Here is a 14,970-nt window from a genome sequence, read left to right on the forward strand (position 1 = left end):
TCCACGAGACCGTTTTTGTTTTAGAATAACGCCCATGAAAATTCTACTCACTGGCGCTACTGGTAACGTTGGCGGGCACGTCCTGCCGTTATTGCTCGAACGCGGACATGACGTCCGTTGTTTGATCTTTGATTCGAAGAATGAACGCAGGATCGTCAACAGCTGGAAGCGCAAGCCCGAGGTGGTCTGGGGTGATATCCAAGATGAACGAGCGGTCGCATCCGCCGTCACCGGGGTCGAGGCGGTTATCCATCTGGCAGCGATCATCCCACCCATGACCGATCAAAATCCAAAACTGGCATACGGGGTCAACGTCAACGGCACGCGCAATTTGGTGAATGCCGCTGGCAAGCAGCCCAAACGGGTGCGCTTTATTTTCACATCGACCTATGATGTGTATGGGAATACACAAAACCAAACCCCGCCGCGCAAAGTGACCCTGCCCGTGAACCCACAAGAAGAATATGCGCGTCACAAAGTGGAAGCGGAAAAGATTATTCAGAATGGCAATGTGGACTGGTGCATCTTCCGGCTGGCTTCTGCCATCCCTGCCGAAATGTCGCTGAAGTATCAGAGCATGATGTTCGATGTGCCGTTGAGCGACCGGCTTGAGTATATTCACCCTGCCGATGCGGCGCTGGGAATCTGCAACGCGGTGGAACACGCCGATGTGTGGGGCAAGGTCATGCATTTGGGCGGCGGTCCGCGCTGCCAGTTATATGAACGCGATGTGGTGCAAGGTGCGTTCGAGGCGCTCGGCATTGGCGCCCTGCCCGAAAAATATTTCAGCACCCAATCGTATTACACCGACTGGCTGGACAGCGAAGAAAGTCAACGCTTGTTGAACTATCAACGCTACACCTTTGGCGACCATGTGGAAGGCATGAAAAAAGCCCTGGGCTGGCAGGTGTATGCCATTCGCCTATTCCGCCCGTTGATACGCCATTTTCTTATCAGGCAGTCGCCGTATCGTAAATGATTTGGCGGAGAAAAAATAAAAACAGTCTCGCAGATAAGATGTCCGCGAGACTGTTTTTATAAGTTGATCTCAAACAACTTCAACTCAATATCATCCTCAGACAATTTCATCATCTTCTCAAAGGTCATCCCCAGCTTCTCCAGCACGCGGACCGAGCCCGCATTGGCAGGTGGTAATGTCCACGAGACTTTATATTTCTAGAAGTTATCTCAAAAATGTCATCCTGCCTGCACCGTGCAGCAGGCACGCGTGAGCGATAGCGACACATGCACCGCGGTGCGGATGCAGTGCGGTGAGGATCTCTACACCCAAAATAAGAGACCCTTCGGTCGCAAAGAACGCTCCCTCAGGGTGACACGATATTTTTGAGACAGGTTCTAATAAAAAGTATCCGGCTTTATTCCTAGAAGGGAGTACAATGAAATTAGGCTACTAGATGGTAAACGGGGAAATTAGTGCATGGCTTGTGCCTCATAACAAGATACCTTCCGGAAAACCCATTATTCAACCGCGTCTGTCTTAAATGGCAAGGCGGGTACGTTTATGTGTATGAAGGAGATTACCATGCAAGAACGAAAATGCTCGAAATGCGGCTCGCTTAACGTGTTTAAGAACACGAGTAATAATTGGCACAAGGATGGCGTTATCCTGCAAATGCTGGCGGAGGATAATTTCCCTGCCTTGTTCCAAACCCAGGCATTCCTTTGTATAGATTGCCGCCACCTGGATATTCAGGTTTTTGAAACCAGTACGATGTATGGAAATCAAAAAACACTGGCGGAGGCAGTCCGCTCCAGCAATAATTGGGTAAAAGCCTGATCGCAGCAGAAGTGGTGGGTTTCAAATTTAAAAAAAACGGTCTCGGTGAAATTTCACCGAGACCGTTTGGTTTTCTACACAGCCAGCCCTTATTTCGCCGGTATCAACACAATGACGGGGATCACACGCGCAGCTTTTGCACGATAGTCAGCAAAGCCGGGCATCACTTCCACCATTTTGTCGTACAGGCGGGTGCGCTCCGGTTCTTCTGCAACAACCGCCTTGGCTTGAAATGTATCCGAGCCGTATTCAACCGTCACTACAGGGTTGGCAACCAGGTTGTAATACCAGTCTGGGTGAGTTGGCGCTCCAGCTTTGGAGGCGATCACCACCAGCCGCTCGCCATCTTGTACACAGGCAACTGGGTTGACTCGTTCTTGTCCGCTTTTGGCACCTTTCGTATGCAAAAGTAATAAGGACTTACCTTCAAAGTTCCCACCCACTTTGCCTGCATTGGCACGAAATTCCTCAATAACCTTCTTATTCCAATCGTTCGGGCTGCTCATAGATATCTCCTTTTGTTTTCAATTCACGATGCCGCAAAAATATCCATTCTTACGACACCCACCCAAAAGGCTGGGAATCGCCGGATATCATAGTACAATGAAAATAAGCTTGAGTTTGAATATTTTGTCATGCCTGTTCATGGGGGAGATGGATGGGAACGAAATCACAAAACTCCCAATCTGTGTCACCCCAAACGCGCCGCCTTGAGGAGGAGCGCACTATGAACAAATCGTTGTTCGAAGAAAAATGGAACCTGCTCCGCGGGCAGGTTAATGCCAAATGGAGTCTGATGGTCGAATACGACCTGGTCAAAGTGGATAAGGCAGATGTGAAGTTCGATAAGTTCGTCACCATGCTGCAAGTCAAATATGGGTACACCCGCCAACAAGCCAGAGAAGAGATCAGCAAACTCTGGTCTGAAACCGAAACCAAAAAACGAAGCAAGATCTAAAGGAGCAATACAACTTGAATACCCCCATCGAAAAAAACAAGGAAAAAACCAAACGTCCCTCCAAGGGACAGCGCAAGCATAACCGCAAGGTCAAGCAAGAAGCGCGAAAGAACAGCATTCCCGGGACGGAAGTAACCAAACGCAAACGCCCTGCATAAAAAAATGGTCTCGGACAACAGGTTCGAGACCATTTTTTATGAGTAAAATTCCATTCTCAAGTCTTACAGGTATCAAGGAGAGTCAGCATGTTCAAGTCTAAACGCAGGCAGATCGTCACTCCGCAATCGGAACATCTTAAGCTGGCTGGCACATTGGCAATGCTTTGGGGAAACGAACAATTTGAAGTTCCACCCATCGAACAACATTCCCTGATCGCAGGGATAGGCTTGCATGACCGCGGATATGGCTATCTTGACAACTCCCCATCGGCGGCATGAGCGATGAAGAATGGCAGGTCATCGCACGCCGCGGGTTCAACATGCCATGCTCGGATGTTGTTGCAGATACCATCGTCAAATATCACTTCCGGCGCCTTGCCAGTTACGGAACGAGCAATATCCGCAAAGAATTACATGCGGAATTCTCACTAGGCATCCAAACACAACTGCAGCAGCACAAGCTTTCACAAACTTTGTTCGACCGCATTGACCGTATTACCGACCTGTGTGACTCACTGTCTTTTGAGTTCTGTTTCGAAACGCCAGCCTTAGGGAAGCATTCCGTTTTCCCACACAACACTGAAGAGACTGAAGTCGTGGTGGAATTTCATGTAGAAAACGGTGAGATCAACGTTAGTCCCTGGCCTTTTTCAGTGGACGAGTATCAAGGCTACCTTGTCGCCTATCAAATGGATGGGTACCCAACCCGGCTTGACCCCGTCATTTTGCCGTATCGGTTGCAGCGAAAGTAACCCAATTGCTACCCTCGTGAAATGAACTCTGCCGAAACAATGCGATTTGAGTTCTTCAAATAATAGACCTTATATTCATCGCCCTGGATCAAGACAAAACCAATGCGGTGATCTGCATTAAACCTGCGCTTCCCAATATAAAGATCGTAACGCGTACTGGTGGTGCTGGTCTGTGAATTGCGTGTTTCCACTTTCACAATGTTGACCCGCCCTGTTTCGCTGGTCAGTTCCAGGTCCATGTAGGAGGCGGGCGGAAGAAATGCAAACCCCACCAATCCATACATGACGGGCCACACGATCCCAAAACCAAGCGCGAATCCGATCCGCAAACCCCAACTCGATTCTGGAATAAACCAGACCCCTACAGCAATCGCCAGCCCGATGGCAGCTAAAAAGAACAAGAAATATGCGAAGCGTCTTCTGCCTTTGCGATCAGAGTTTAAGACAGCAATCCAATGCTTCTTTTGTTTCTCAGTGAGAGTTCCATTACGATTGGCGCTTAAATCAAATTCATCGAACTGAAAATATTCCACCAACTTCTTATCTTCCATGAATACTGTCTCCTTTGGAAAGCTGACCTTATTCTATGTGTATGCAGATAATTCACAATGGTACTTTAGCGTTACTCCTCTATTCAAAAAAGTAGAAGCAATCTTTCCTGTTATGGAGCATTATCAATTCTGAAATCTGCGCCCCAAAAGCACCGTTTTTCATCCATCACGTAGTAAAATGAGATTGAAAGAGTTTGTCAATTTTGTTTTGCCTATTCAAAGGGGAATAAGCAAGAAACGAAATCTTGAAAACTCCAAACTGAGTCCAACAATTTTCACACTCTTTGAGGAGAATCGTATGCAGAAACCAAAATCAAAATTTGATCAGAAATGGAAACTTATCCGCGGGCAATCTGTGGAATGGTGGAGTCTGATTGCCGAACACGACTTGAAAAAAGTGGATAAGGCACAGGATAAGCTCGATAAATTCGTGACCATTCTCCAGGTCAAGTATGGGTATACCCGTCCGCAGGCACGCGACGAGATCAACAAACGCTGGGCAGCATACTCCCGGGCAAAAGAAGCCCAAACGAATTAAAACGAAAGCGGTCTTGCCCAAGTGGCAAAACCGCTTTTTTTATTTAACCTACAATCGTGAGCGATGTTCTGTCATGCGTTCGTCGATCACCACATGTTCCTGACGCTGGGTCAGTATTTTTTCTGTCGAGGCGATCAAACCATACAATATGACAAGTGCGATCAAGGTCAATATCGTTCCTGCAACCATTCTGATACTTCCATTTCTCGGCGATACAGCCGTCTGTTTGAATTAATAGCGCGCCGGATGGTACCTCGAAAAATCCTATTTTAGATAAATGTTCATGAAATCTTAATATCCTGTTCTATTTTAAGAAGAAACCCTTTCGCCTCAATCCAAACTTTGAGTTGGTTTGCCCATCGATCTTTCCATTTATTTGTTTTTTTCTTCTTATCCAGAGATAAGCCCTTCGAAGTGACTACACGCAAAGCGCTCATATCCTGTCTTACGTCGATTTCGGTATCGATCTAGTAGAACGAATACGAAAACTCTGTGCTATAATGCCGCACAATGTTCCGTCACAACAACAACTTCGCCAATAATAACGATAATAATAATGATAATAACGATCCCGAAATCGTTGGGCGAAGCTTTGCTGGTTGACGAATAAAAAAGTCGAAACCAAATCGCCCAACGCGAAAGCGCAGGGCGATTTTTTATATACATTTCATCCCCCGTCATTGCGAGGGCGCTCTTGTTCTTAGCCCGAAGCAATCTCAGCCATCATTATGAGATTGCTCACTTGCACCGAACGTAAGTACGGTGTCGTCGGAAAGAGCATCCTCCTCGCAAAGACGAGGAAAATCATCGGAGGCGCAAGTATGTACAGAACTCATTTATGTGGAGAATTACGAACAAGTCACACCGGGCAGACGGTTACGCTCGCGGGCTGGGTGAATCGACGCCGCGACCACGGCGGGGTGGCATTCTTTGACCTGCGTGATCGTGCCGGTCTTGTTCAGGTTACCATCAACCCAGACCTTCCCAAGGAAGTGCTTGATCAGGTCGCAAGCGTTCGCAACGAATGGGTCTTGCAGATCGAAGGCGTGGTGCAGAAGCGCCCCGAAGGGATGGCGAATCCCAAAATGGAAACCGGCGAAGTCGAGATCATTGCCAAGAACGTGACCGTGCTCAACGCCTCGAAGACTCCCCCATTCATGGTCAACACCGATGCGGATCTGCCCGACGAGAACATGCGCCTCAAGTATCGCTACATTGACTTGCGCCGCGAACGCCTGACCCGAAACATGGTGCTGCGTCACAAGGTCATCAAGTTCATGCGTGACTATCTCGATGAACAGGGCTTCATTGAAATTGAAACACCGATCATGTTCAAAGCAACGCCCGAAGGTGCGCGTGACTACCTCGTGCCTTCCCGCGTCTACCCGGGACAGTTCTACGCCTTGCCGCAGTCACCCCAACAGTTGAAGCAATTGCTAATGGTGGCAGGCATGGATAAGTACTTCCAGATCGCGCGCTGTTTCCGCGACGAAGACCTGCGCGGCGACCGTCAGCCTGAGTTCACACAGCTCGACCTTGAGATGTCCTATGTCCACCGCGACGATGTGCTGAATTTAGTGGAAGGCTTGTTCACTAAAATGATTCCCGCCGTGGCGCCGCACAAGAAGTTGTATTCTTCGCCGTGGCCCAAGTTCTCTTATAAAGAAGTGCTCGAACGCTTCGGCTCCGATAAGCCCGACCTGCGCTTTGGCATGGAATTGATCGACCTCACCGATGTGTTGGCGAAGAGCGAGTTTAAAGTTTTCCAGTCCGCGTTGGAAGCAGGCGGAGTGATCAAATGCATCGTCGCGCCGAAGTCTGCAGAGATGTCTCGCAAGGAACTGGATGCGCTCACGGAAGTGGCGAAAACATTTGGGGCGAAGGGAATGTCCTATTTGGCGATAACAGCCGAGGGTGTGAAAGGAAGCGCGGCAAAGTTCTTAAGGAAGAAGAACTCGCAGCGTTGAAAGAAAAATCGGGAGCAGGAGTCGGCGATCTGATCGTCTTCGCTTCTGATGCTCGTGCTGTTGTGAACAAGACTCTCGGCGGACTGCGCTTGTGGTTCCGCGATAAGCTCGACCTTGCGGATAAATCCATGATGGCGTTTGCGTGGGTGGTGGACTTCCCGTTCTTTGCGTTCAACGAAGAAACGCAGGCATGGGAGTCTGAACATCATCCGTTCACGATGCCGAAGATGGAAGACTTGCCGAAGTTCGATACGAACCCCGGTGACGTGTATTCGGAAGCATACGACATGGTCTGCAACGGTTACGAGACCGCTTCGGGTTCGATAAGAATTCACCGCCGCGATATTCAGATGAAAATGTTCCAGATGCTCGGCTTGAGCGATGAGGAAATTCAGACGAAGTTCGGTCACATGCTCGAAGCGTTCGAGTATGGCGCTCCCCCGCACGGCGGCATGGCTCCAGGCATTGACCGTCTCGTGATGCTGCTTGCGGACGAACCCAACATCCGCGAAGTGATCGCCTTCCCCAAGAATCAGAACGGGCGCGATGTGATGGCGGATGCTCCGTCGGAAGTGGAACCGAAGCAGTTGAAAGAGCTGCATATTAAGTTCAGTTGAGTTTAAACACGAAGGACACCAAGGGCACTAAGGGAAAACCTTAAAACCTTTGTGTACTTCGTGTCCTTTGTGTTTAGATGCTCTTATGTCAACAATTGATACCAAAACCGTCAAGCACGTCGCATACCTCGTCCGCCTCGGCATCTCCGAAGAGGAAGCGCAAACCTTCAGCGGACAATTCTCCTCCATCATCGACTACTTCAACATGCTCAATGAAGTGGACACGGAGAACGTCCCGCCTGCTTCGGATATCGCCAACGCCGAAAATGTGCTGCGCGAGGATGTGGTCAAACCGTCCATGAGCCGCGAAGAATTTCTCAAGAACGCGCCAAAGTCTGAGCGCGGGTATGTGAAAGTGCCGACTGTGTTGGGAGATGAGTAAAAGACGATATTCGATACTCGATTATTCGAACGTCGAATATCCAATCTCGAATATCGATGTTCACTCAGAGAGCCTATGCAACTAACCAACCTCACCATCCGAGAAGCCCACGAACTTCTCACCACAAAAAAAATCTCCTCTGTCGAACTGACGCAAGCCATGCTTGACCGCATCCACGATGTGGACAAGAAGGTCAAGTCTTACGTCACGGTCACGGATGACCTTGCACTCGAACAAGCCAAGAAAGCCGATGAGCGCATTGCCAAAGGCGAGAACGTCACCCCGCTGACGGGCATTCCCTTTTCAATGAAGGACTGCATCTCCACACGCGATGTCCGCACGACTTGTTCGTCGAAGATTCTCGAAAACTACGTCCCACAATATAACGCCACTGTCACAAACAAACTCGCGGACTCTGGCGCTGTCCTCGTCGGCAAGACCAACATGGACGAATTCGGCATGGGCTCCTCCTGCGAGAACTCCGCGCTCTTCCCCACTCACAACCCGTGGGATCTTGAACGCGTCCCTGGCGGTTCAAGCGGCGGCGCAGCGGCGAGTATGTCAGCAAGTCTTTGCACCTTCTCCATCGGCGAAGATACAGGCGGCTCTGTCCGTATGCCTGCGGGCTTTACCAACGTCACAGGCATCAAACCCACCTATGGACGTGTGTCTCGTTATGGTCTTATCGCGCTCGCATCGTCTTTCGATTGCATCGGTCCGATGGCGCGTGACGCGTATGATTGCGCCACAGTGCTCGAACACATCGCTGGTCACGATCCATTGGATAGCACTACGTACCAATCACCAGTTACCAGTTACACAAAAGATATCAACAAGCCTGTCAAAGGCATGAAACTCGGCATTCCGAAAGAATATTTCGTGGCAGGCATGGAAGCGGGCGTTGAGTCCGCGATGCAAGAAGCGATTCGCACCTACGAAAAACTCGGCATGGAAATTCACGAAGTCTCGCTCCCCCACACCAAATACGGCTTGCCCGTTTACTATCTTCTGCTCTTCGCTGAAGCCAGCGCCAACCTCGCCCGCATGGACGGCACGCGCTTCGGTCTCTCCGTTTCGGATGGCGCGAAGGATGTCATCGACATCTATCTCAAGACTCGCCACGAAGGTTTCGGCGATGAAGTCAAGCGCCGCATCATGCTTGGCGCGTATGCCCTCTCTGCGGGATATTACGACGCGTATTACTTGAAGGCACAAAAAGTGCGCACGCTTCTTCGTCGGGACTTTGAAACTGCTTTTTCCAAAGTTGACCTTCTCCTCGCCCCAACCTGCCCCACCACCGCCTTCAAACTCGGCGAAAAGACCAGCGACCCGCTCGAAATGTACCTCTCGGATATTTACGTCGTTGCCACCAACCCCGCTGGTGTCCCTGCCCTTGCGCTCCCCGCTGGATTCTCCAACAACATGCCCGTCGGAATGCAACTCATCGGCAAGCATTTGGACGAGTCAACTCTGTTCCAAGTCGCTCACGCCTACCAGCAAGTGACCGATTGGCATAAGCAGCAACCGAATTTATAAACCCCGTAGGGGCGACTCGCGAGTCGCCCCTACAATTGATTTTCGTACACGTAAAAAATGTAATCCTGAGATTTCGTATCCACGCCCAGATCATGCAAGGCACGCAGAAGTTGAGCACGATGATCGGTGGCATGATTAACAACATGAAGCAAGACCTGCCAAACGATCAAGTTCTTGTCCTCTTCGGGATCGGTGATCGGCTTGGAAAACAATTGTTCGTCCTGTAAGGCAGCAAGATAAGCGCGGACTTTTTCCTCCACCTTATCCCAGTGAGCACGGATGGCATCGCGGTCATCGGCAGTGACAGTCTCAGGCAATGGATCGCTGGGCTGGATGCCCTGCAACTCGCTGAACCAAACATCTTCCACATCCAGCAAGTGAACGACCTGTTGTCTGATGGAGCCGTGAGAATAATCTACTTTCTGGTTGAACTGCTCAAAGGTCAACGAAGCGACATGCTCCCAGACCTTGCGGTTCTCGGCAAAGTGATAGTTATAGAAATGACGAAAGGCATCTGCATTCATAAAGCTGCTCCTTATATTAAGTGAAATCATTATAGTGCAAGTGTTCTAGGAATCTAAAATGACTAAATTCTCAACCTCCATCTCCATCCATACCAGCCAGGAAGCTGTTTGGAAAGTTTTGTCCAATGTCGCCCATTGGCACGAGTGGACTCCGACCGTGAACAAGGTCGAAGTGCTGAACACGCCCGAACTAAAACTCGGCAACCGCTACAAAGTATTCCAACCCAAACTCCAACCCGTGGTTTGGACGGTCACCGAGCTTAATTCTGCCAACTTCACGTGGGAGTCAAAATCTCCGGGCATGCACATGGTGGCAGAACATATTGTCAAATCAGTCAATGCCAATCAATCTGAAGTGACATTGACCTTTGCCTTCAACGGCTGGCTTGGCAACCTAATCAGCAAAATGTATGGAAAGATGACCGAAGAATACGTCCAAACCAAAGCGCAATCGTTGAAAAAGAAAGTTGAAACCTCTTAAGACCATAGACGACTGACAATGGACAAACATGGTCCATCGTCTATCGTCCATCGTCAATTCACACAACAGCGAGACTATCCATGACCCAATACGAACCCGTAATCGGACTTGAAATTCACGGCGAGTTGCTCACCAACTCCAAAATGTTCTGCAGCTGCTCCGCGGACTATGGCTCCGCACCTGAGCCGAACTCGAACATCTGCCCCGTTTGCACGGGGTTGCCGGGTGCCATGCCGGTCGTCAACAAAAAGGCGACGGAACTTGCCGCGTTGGTCGGTCTCGCGTTGAACTGCTCCATCAACAAGCACAACACCTTTGCGCGCAAAAATTATTACTACCCCGACCTGCCCAAGGGTTATCAGATCTCGCAATACGAATTGCCAATTGCAGAAAAAGGCTCACTCGATGTCAATGATGGCAGTGAGAATCAACTCACAGTGAGAGTGAGGCGGGTTCACATCGAAGAAGATACGGCGAAACTCGCGCACGAAAAAAATTATGCGCTGGTCGATTTCAATCGCGCAGGCGTCCCCTTGCTTGAGATCGTCTCCGAGCCCGATATTCGCACCGTTGAAGCCGCGCTCGATTACGCCACGAAAGTCCGCGCGATTTTGCGTTACCTCGGCGTGAACTCTGGCGACATGGAAAAAGGCGTGCTGCGTTTTGAGGCGAACATTTCTGTGCGCCCCGTCGGCAGTGATGAGTTCCGCACGCGCACCGAGATCAAGAACCTCAACAGCTTCCGCGCGCTCGTCCGCGCTTCGCAATATGAGATCGAACGTCAGATCAAAATTTATGAAGAAGGCGGCACGGTCGTGCAGGAAACTCTCGGCTGGGATGATGCTCGGGAAGTGACGACCAGCCAACGGTCGAAGGAAGAGGCGCACGATTATCGCTACTTCCCCGAGCCCGACCTGCCTCCCCTTCAATTATCGGATGCGTGGATCGAGTCGATTCGGAGTCAACTGCCCGAACTGCCCGAAGCCAAAACCGCCCGCTTCATTTCGGACTTTGGCTTGACCCCGTCCGAAGCGCGTTTTCTCACCTCCGAGCGGACTCTCGCCAACTACTTCGAGAGCGTGGTCGCGAATTCGAAAAGCCCTGCGAAGACCATCCACTCGTGGATCGCGGGCGAATTCATGCGCTACTTGAACGACTCAGGCTTGAGCATTGACGATGTGACCCTCGCCCCCGAAACGCTCGCCAAACTGATCGACATGGTGACGGACAAGACCATCGGCGCCAGCGCAGGCAAGACCGTGTTGACCGAACTCTTCAAGAACGGCGGCGACCCGGCGCAGATCGTCAAAGAAAAAAATCTCTTGCAGATGACAGATGTGAACGCCATTCAAGAATTGGTGACAAAAATTTTGAACGACAACCCCAAAGAAGTGGACGAGTACAACGCAGGCAAAGAGACCTTGTTCCAGTGGTTCATGGGTCAGGTTGCGAGAGCCACGAAAGGCAAAGCAGACCCGAACGTTGCGAAAGAGTTGATGGTGAAGGGCTTGGAAGAACGGAAGAAGTAATTTAACAACAGCCACTTACAAGTGGCTGTTGTTTTTTCAATACCCCTTCATTACAGTCTGAATTCTGTAAACTTGTTCATGCTAAGATGAGGCAAGGAATTGGAGGACTCATGGACGAGCAAACTTTCAATGCACTGCGTGAACGCTTGGGGGATGAGCATTTTGGAAGACGAATGCGGACCCAGGTGGATCATATCCTCAACGTCATGGGGAACGGTGTAGGGTCGTTCCACTACGAGAACATTCCCACGTTTGTGAAATTTGTTGAGTTTACTCTGCGGATAAGCGGGCTAAAAAAGATCGGGGAACGCAACGCACTACAGTTCATTGTTCGGGAAAACCCTGTCCCCTTCCCCAACCTGCCTGATGCCTTCAACGGGTTGCGTATCCTTCATCTTTCCGATATTCATATTGACGGCTACCCCGGTTTTGGGAAGCATATTGCCAGGGCTATTTCAGGGCTGAGCTTCGACCTTTGCGTTGTGACTGGCGACTTTCGCATTTGGGATACCGGGCGCTACCTGCATATTGTTGAAGAACTGCAAGCCCTGGCACCTGCCTTGCAGTGCAAGTATGGAGTCTACGGAATTCTTGGCAACCATGATTTTATTGAAATGGTACCCATGATCGAATCAACAGGGATTCCCTTGTTGATGAACGAAGCCATTGCACTCGACACCAATGGAGAAAAACTTTGGATCGTCGGGCTGGACGATGCCCATTTTTACGGGGAACAAGATTTCAACAAAGCATTGAAAAATGTGCCGTCGGATGCAGTCAAAATTTTATTGGCACATTCCCCCGAACTGCTCCCCGAGGCAGCAGAGTTGGGTTTTGGGCTCTACCTGACCGGGCATACCCATGCCGGGCAAATGTGTCTGCCGGGAGGGATTCCTATCCTGAGAAATGCCCGCTGCAAATCGAAATATATTGCCGGGCGGTGGAAGTATAACGATATGAACGGATACACTTCCGCGGGCGTGGGTTGTTCGGGTGTTTTCGCGAGGTTCTATTGTCCGCCGGAGATCGTCGTACATACGTTGAAACAGAAATAGGTATCATCCGAATAGTATGACACAGTCATCTTTTGATAACTGTTTTTATTACCCTACCCACCCGGGAATGTTATACAATTCAACTGCATTCTCCGAAATAACATTCCGAAAAGGAGTCTTTTATGCCAGCCCCAAAGAAACGTTTAGTCACTGCCGAAGACCTGTATTCCCTGCAACAATTATCGAATGTAAGCATTTCACCCGATGGCGGGCACGTTGTGTATCGCATCCAACGAGTGGACCGCAAAACTGAGAAAAAATATGGCAACTTGTGGATCGTCCCAAGCGGAGGCGGTGAGCCGCGTCAGTTCACGCATGGCAATCAGTCAGATTATTCTCCGAGTTGGTCACCGGATGGAAATACCATCGCTTTCCTCTCCAGCCGCGCGGGAAATGACAACCCGCAAATTCATCTCATCCCCTTTGATGGCGGTGAAGCACGCAAGTTGACTTCCATTGACGGGGAGATCGACCTCGTGGGCTGGTCACCTGATGGGCGCAAACTTCTATGTACAATCCGCAAGACGGATACAGAAGAGTTGGAACGCGAAAAAGATGAGCAGAAGAAAAAGCTTGGCGTGGTGGTGCGTCATTACACACGTCTCTTTTATAAGATGGATGGCTACGGCTACCTCCCCCACGAGCGGACTCACATTTGGGTCGTCGATGCGCGTACGGGCAAAGGCAAGCAACTAACCGAGGGTGCCGTACACGATGAGAATTTTCCGGTCTATTCGCCTGATGGCAGGTCGATTGCTTATATATCGAATCGCACAGAAGACCCCGATGCTAATGTTGAACACGATGACATCTTCGTCATGCCTGCAGATGGCGGCAAGCCGCGCAAGCTCAACAATACACCACTCGGGGCAAAGTTCTTTCTCGCATTCTCGCCGGATGGCAAATGGCTGGCGTATTTAGGTACCGAAGGCGAACACTTGGATTATCAGAACACGAGTTTATGGGTAGTGCCTGTGGACGGTTCAGAACCGGCTCGAAACCTGACCAGGAAATATGACCTGCATACCATGGCAGATATCATCACCGATTTTGGCTCAGCGGAGACGGTTGCGCCGGTGTGGTCAAACGATGGAAAAGCTATCTACTTCCAGGCAGCAGTTCACGGGTCCACGGTTTTGAAGCGGATCGACATCGCTGGCAAGAATATGACGGAAGTGATCGGCGAAGGCGGGGCGCTGGGAACCGTCTCGTTCGACAAATCCCAAAAACAGGTGGCGTATTTTTACGGCGGGATGCAAGACACGCCGCAGGTTCACTTGCGCGAGTTGGGCGGCAGCACGGTGCGATATCTGACGCACATCAACCGCGATTATTTTGCTGCGGTGAAGTTGCCCAAGGTGGAAGAGGTTTGGTACAAAGGCGCGGACGGCACCGACCTGCAAGGCTGGATCATGTTCCCGCCCAATTTTGACCCGAACAAAACCTATCCGTCCATCTTTGAAATTCACGGCGGACCGTGGACGCAGTATGGCAAGTTCTTCATGCATGAGTTTAATTATTTTGCGTCGAACGGCTATGTGGTGTACTTCACCAATCCGCGCGGCGGACGAGGCTACGGCGAGAAACATTCGAAGGCGATCTGGGGCGATTTCGGCGGACCAGACTATGACGACTTGATGAAGTTCGCAGACCTTGTGGCACGGAAGCCGTACATCGACTCCAAACGCATGGGCGTGACAGGCGGCTCGTATGGCGGATTCATGACCTTGTGGATCGTTGGGCATACCAACCGCTTCAAATCGGCGGTGGCACAGCGCAGTGTCACCAACTGGGTCAGCATGTGGGGCTCGAGCGATTTCAACTGGATCTTTCAGTTCTGGGCAAAATCCGGCTCACCGCAAGAGAGCATGGACAAGTTGTGGAACATGTCGCCGGTGAAATATTTGGGCGAAGCCAAGACGCCCACGCTCATCATCCACAACGAGCATGACCATCGCTGTCCCATCGAGCAGGGTGAGCAAGCCTTCGTGGCGCTCAAACGCGCAGGCGTGGAGACGGAGTTCGTGCGCTTCCCCGAAGAACCGCATGGACTCTCGCGCATCGGTCGCACGGATCGGCGCATTGCGCGGCTCAATCACATTTTGCGGTGGATGGATAAGTATT

General features: G+C 50.5%; 17 protein-coding genes and 1 pseudogene. 14 read left to right on the top strand and 4 right to left on the bottom strand.

Annotated features, from left to right (window positions below):
- Positions 1-34 precede the first annotated feature (34 nt).
- Positions 35-979, top strand: coding sequence for an NAD(P)-dependent oxidoreductase (locus IPG80_RS14170; RefSeq protein WP_345107935.1), 945 nt, complete (start codon positions 35-37; stop codon positions 977-979).
- 564 nt (positions 980-1,543) lie between these two features.
- Complete coding sequence (locus tag IPG80_RS14175; protein ID WP_345107936.1) at positions 1,544-1,798, top strand: hypothetical protein; 255 nt, start codon at positions 1,544-1,546, stop codon at positions 1,796-1,798.
- An 89-nt stretch (positions 1,799-1,887) separates the two neighbouring features.
- Here IPG80_RS14175 and IPG80_RS14180 read toward each other — a convergent pair whose 3' ends face one another.
- Positions 1,888-2,304, bottom strand: coding sequence for a nitroreductase family deazaflavin-dependent oxidoreductase (locus IPG80_RS14180; RefSeq protein ID WP_345107937.1), 417 nt, complete (start codon positions 2,302-2,304; stop codon positions 1,888-1,890).
- A 221-nt stretch (positions 2,305-2,525) separates the two neighbouring features.
- Between IPG80_RS14180 and IPG80_RS14185 the strand changes: the two genes are divergently transcribed.
- The 4 genes from IPG80_RS14185 (at position 2,526) to IPG80_RS14200 (ending at position 3,666) form a co-directional block, all read left to right on the top strand.
- Entirely contained in the window at positions 2,526-2,756 is a 231-nt protein-coding gene (locus IPG80_RS14185) for a CsbD family protein (RefSeq protein WP_345107938.1), read from the top strand.
- A 14-nt stretch (positions 2,757-2,770) separates the two neighbouring features.
- The gene (locus tag IPG80_RS14190; protein WP_345107940.1) at positions 2,771-2,914 is read left to right on the top strand and encodes a hypothetical protein; all 144 of its coding nucleotides are present in this window, start codon (positions 2,771-2,773) and stop codon (positions 2,912-2,914) included.
- An 87-nt stretch (positions 2,915-3,001) separates the two neighbouring features.
- The gene (locus IPG80_RS14195) at positions 3,002-3,193 is read left to right on the top strand and encodes a DUF3891 family protein (protein ID WP_345107942.1); all 192 of its coding nucleotides are present in this window, start codon (positions 3,002-3,004) and stop codon (positions 3,191-3,193) included.
- The gene (locus IPG80_RS14200) at positions 3,190-3,666 is read left to right on the top strand and encodes a DUF3891 family protein (RefSeq protein ID WP_345107943.1); all 477 of its coding nucleotides are present in this window, start codon (positions 3,190-3,192) and stop codon (positions 3,664-3,666) included. Before IPG80_RS14195 ends, IPG80_RS14200 begins: the two co-directional genes overlap by 4 nt.
- 8 nt (positions 3,667-3,674) lie before the next feature.
- On the opposite strand, the gene IPG80_RS14205 is transcribed toward IPG80_RS14200, so the two are convergent.
- Entirely contained in the window at positions 3,675-4,217 is a 543-nt protein-coding gene (locus IPG80_RS14205) for a hypothetical protein (protein WP_345107944.1), read from the bottom strand.
- Between the two features lie 298 nt (positions 4,218-4,515).
- Here IPG80_RS14205 and IPG80_RS14210 point away from each other — a divergent pair, with 298 nt between their 5' ends.
- Entirely contained in the window at positions 4,516-4,755 is a 240-nt protein-coding gene (locus IPG80_RS14210) for a hypothetical protein (protein WP_345107945.1), read from the top strand.
- A gap of 48 nt (positions 4,756-4,803) precedes the next feature.
- Here IPG80_RS14210 and IPG80_RS14215 read toward each other — a convergent pair whose 3' ends face one another.
- Positions 4,804-4,944 carry a hypothetical protein gene (locus tag IPG80_RS14215; RefSeq protein WP_345107946.1) on the bottom strand — a complete coding sequence of 47 codons (141 nt, stop codon included), beginning with the start codon at positions 4,942-4,944 and terminating at the stop codon, positions 4,804-4,806.
- A gap of 632 nt (positions 4,945-5,576) precedes the next feature.
- On the opposite strand from IPG80_RS14215, the pseudogene aspS reads away from it, so the two are divergent.
- The 3 genes and pseudogenes from aspS (at position 5,577) to gatA (ending at position 9,257) form a co-directional block, all read left to right on the top strand.
- A pseudogene (gene aspS / locus IPG80_RS14220) lies at positions 5,577-7,339 on the top strand (aspartate--tRNA ligase).
- Between the two features lie 85 nt (positions 7,340-7,424).
- Positions 7,425-7,721: an Asp-tRNA(Asn)/Glu-tRNA(Gln) amidotransferase subunit GatC gene (gene gatC / locus IPG80_RS14225; protein WP_345107947.1), complete on the top strand. Its 297-nt coding sequence runs from the start codon at positions 7,425-7,427 to the stop codon at positions 7,719-7,721.
- Between the two features lie 75 nt (positions 7,722-7,796).
- Positions 7,797-9,257, top strand: a complete 1,461-nt coding sequence (gene gatA / locus IPG80_RS14230; RefSeq protein ID WP_345107948.1) for an Asp-tRNA(Asn)/Glu-tRNA(Gln) amidotransferase subunit GatA — start codon at positions 7,797-7,799, stop codon at positions 9,255-9,257.
- A 29-nt stretch (positions 9,258-9,286) separates the two neighbouring features.
- On the opposite strand, the gene IPG80_RS14235 is transcribed toward gatA, so the two are convergent.
- Positions 9,287-9,781 carry a DinB family protein gene (locus IPG80_RS14235; RefSeq protein WP_345107950.1) on the bottom strand — a complete coding sequence of 165 codons (495 nt, stop codon included), beginning with the start codon at positions 9,779-9,781 and terminating at the stop codon, positions 9,287-9,289.
- A gap of 58 nt (positions 9,782-9,839) precedes the next feature.
- Here IPG80_RS14235 and IPG80_RS14240 point away from each other — a divergent pair, with 58 nt between their 5' ends.
- The 4 genes from IPG80_RS14240 to IPG80_RS14255 all read left to right on the top strand — a co-directional run.
- Complete coding sequence (locus IPG80_RS14240) at positions 9,840-10,262, top strand: SRPBCC family protein (protein ID WP_345107952.1); 423 nt, start codon at positions 9,840-9,842, stop codon at positions 10,260-10,262.
- An 80-nt stretch (positions 10,263-10,342) separates the two neighbouring features.
- Positions 10,343-11,791, top strand: coding sequence for an Asp-tRNA(Asn)/Glu-tRNA(Gln) amidotransferase subunit GatB (gene gatB, locus IPG80_RS14245; protein ID WP_345107954.1), 1,449 nt, complete (start codon positions 10,343-10,345; stop codon positions 11,789-11,791).
- Positions 11,792-11,901: 110 nt separating this feature from the next.
- Positions 11,902-12,846 (top strand): metallophosphoesterase, encoded by a 945-nt coding sequence (locus IPG80_RS14250; RefSeq protein WP_345107956.1) that lies wholly within the window; start codon positions 11,902-11,904, stop codon positions 12,844-12,846.
- 122 nt (positions 12,847-12,968) lie between these two features.
- Positions 12,969-14,970 (top strand): S9 family peptidase (locus IPG80_RS14255; protein ID WP_345107958.1); only part of this gene is annotated, 2,002 nt, incomplete at its 3' end.

Source organism: Candidatus Villigracilis vicinus, assembly GCF_016702885.1.
GTDB lineage: Bacteria > Chloroflexota > Anaerolineae > Anaerolineales > Villigracilaceae > Villigracilis > Villigracilis vicinus.

What these genes read in the sequence shown, in the direction of transcription:
- IPG80_RS14180 (WP_345107937.1), bottom strand. Translation starts at nt 2,304, where the DNA reads ATGAGCAGCCCGAACGATTGGAATAAGAAGGTTATTGAGGAATTTCGT.
- IPG80_RS14210 (WP_345107945.1), top strand. Translation starts at nt 4,516, where the DNA reads ATGCAGAAACCAAAATCAAAATTTGATCAGAAATGGAAACTTATCCGC.
- IPG80_RS14200 (WP_345107943.1), top strand. Translation starts at nt 3,190, where the DNA reads ATGAGCGATGAAGAATGGCAGGTCATCGCACGCCGCGGGTTCAACATG.
- IPG80_RS14240 (WP_345107952.1), top strand. Translation starts at nt 9,840, where the DNA reads ATGACTAAATTCTCAACCTCCATCTCCATCCATACCAGCCAGGAAGCT.
- IPG80_RS14185 (WP_345107938.1), top strand. Translation starts at nt 2,526, where the DNA reads ATGAACAAATCGTTGTTCGAAGAAAAATGGAACCTGCTCCGCGGGCAG.
- IPG80_RS14235 (WP_345107950.1), bottom strand. Translation starts at nt 9,781, where the DNA reads ATGAATGCAGATGCCTTTCGTCATTTCTATAACTATCACTTTGCCGAG.
- gatB (WP_345107954.1), top strand. Translation starts at nt 10,343, where the DNA reads ATGACCCAATACGAACCCGTAATCGGACTTGAAATTCACGGCGAGTTG.
- IPG80_RS14205 (WP_345107944.1), bottom strand. Translation starts at nt 4,217, where the DNA reads ATGGAAGATAAGAAGTTGGTGGAATATTTTCAGTTCGATGAATTTGAT.
- IPG80_RS14195 (WP_345107942.1), top strand. Translation starts at nt 3,002, where the DNA reads ATGTTCAAGTCTAAACGCAGGCAGATCGTCACTCCGCAATCGGAACAT.
- IPG80_RS14250 (WP_345107956.1), top strand. Translation starts at nt 11,902, where the DNA reads ATGGACGAGCAAACTTTCAATGCACTGCGTGAACGCTTGGGGGATGAG.
- IPG80_RS14175 (WP_345107936.1), top strand. Translation starts at nt 1,544, where the DNA reads ATGCAAGAACGAAAATGCTCGAAATGCGGCTCGCTTAACGTGTTTAAG.
- IPG80_RS14170 (WP_345107935.1), top strand. Translation starts at nt 35, where the DNA reads ATGAAAATTCTACTCACTGGCGCTACTGGTAACGTTGGCGGGCACGTC.
- IPG80_RS14215 (WP_345107946.1), bottom strand. Translation starts at nt 4,944, where the DNA reads ATGGTTGCAGGAACGATATTGACCTTGATCGCACTTGTCATATTGTAT.
- gatA (WP_345107948.1), top strand. Translation starts at nt 7,797, where the DNA reads ATGCAACTAACCAACCTCACCATCCGAGAAGCCCACGAACTTCTCACC.
- gatC (WP_345107947.1), top strand. Translation starts at nt 7,425, where the DNA reads ATGTCAACAATTGATACCAAAACCGTCAAGCACGTCGCATACCTCGTC.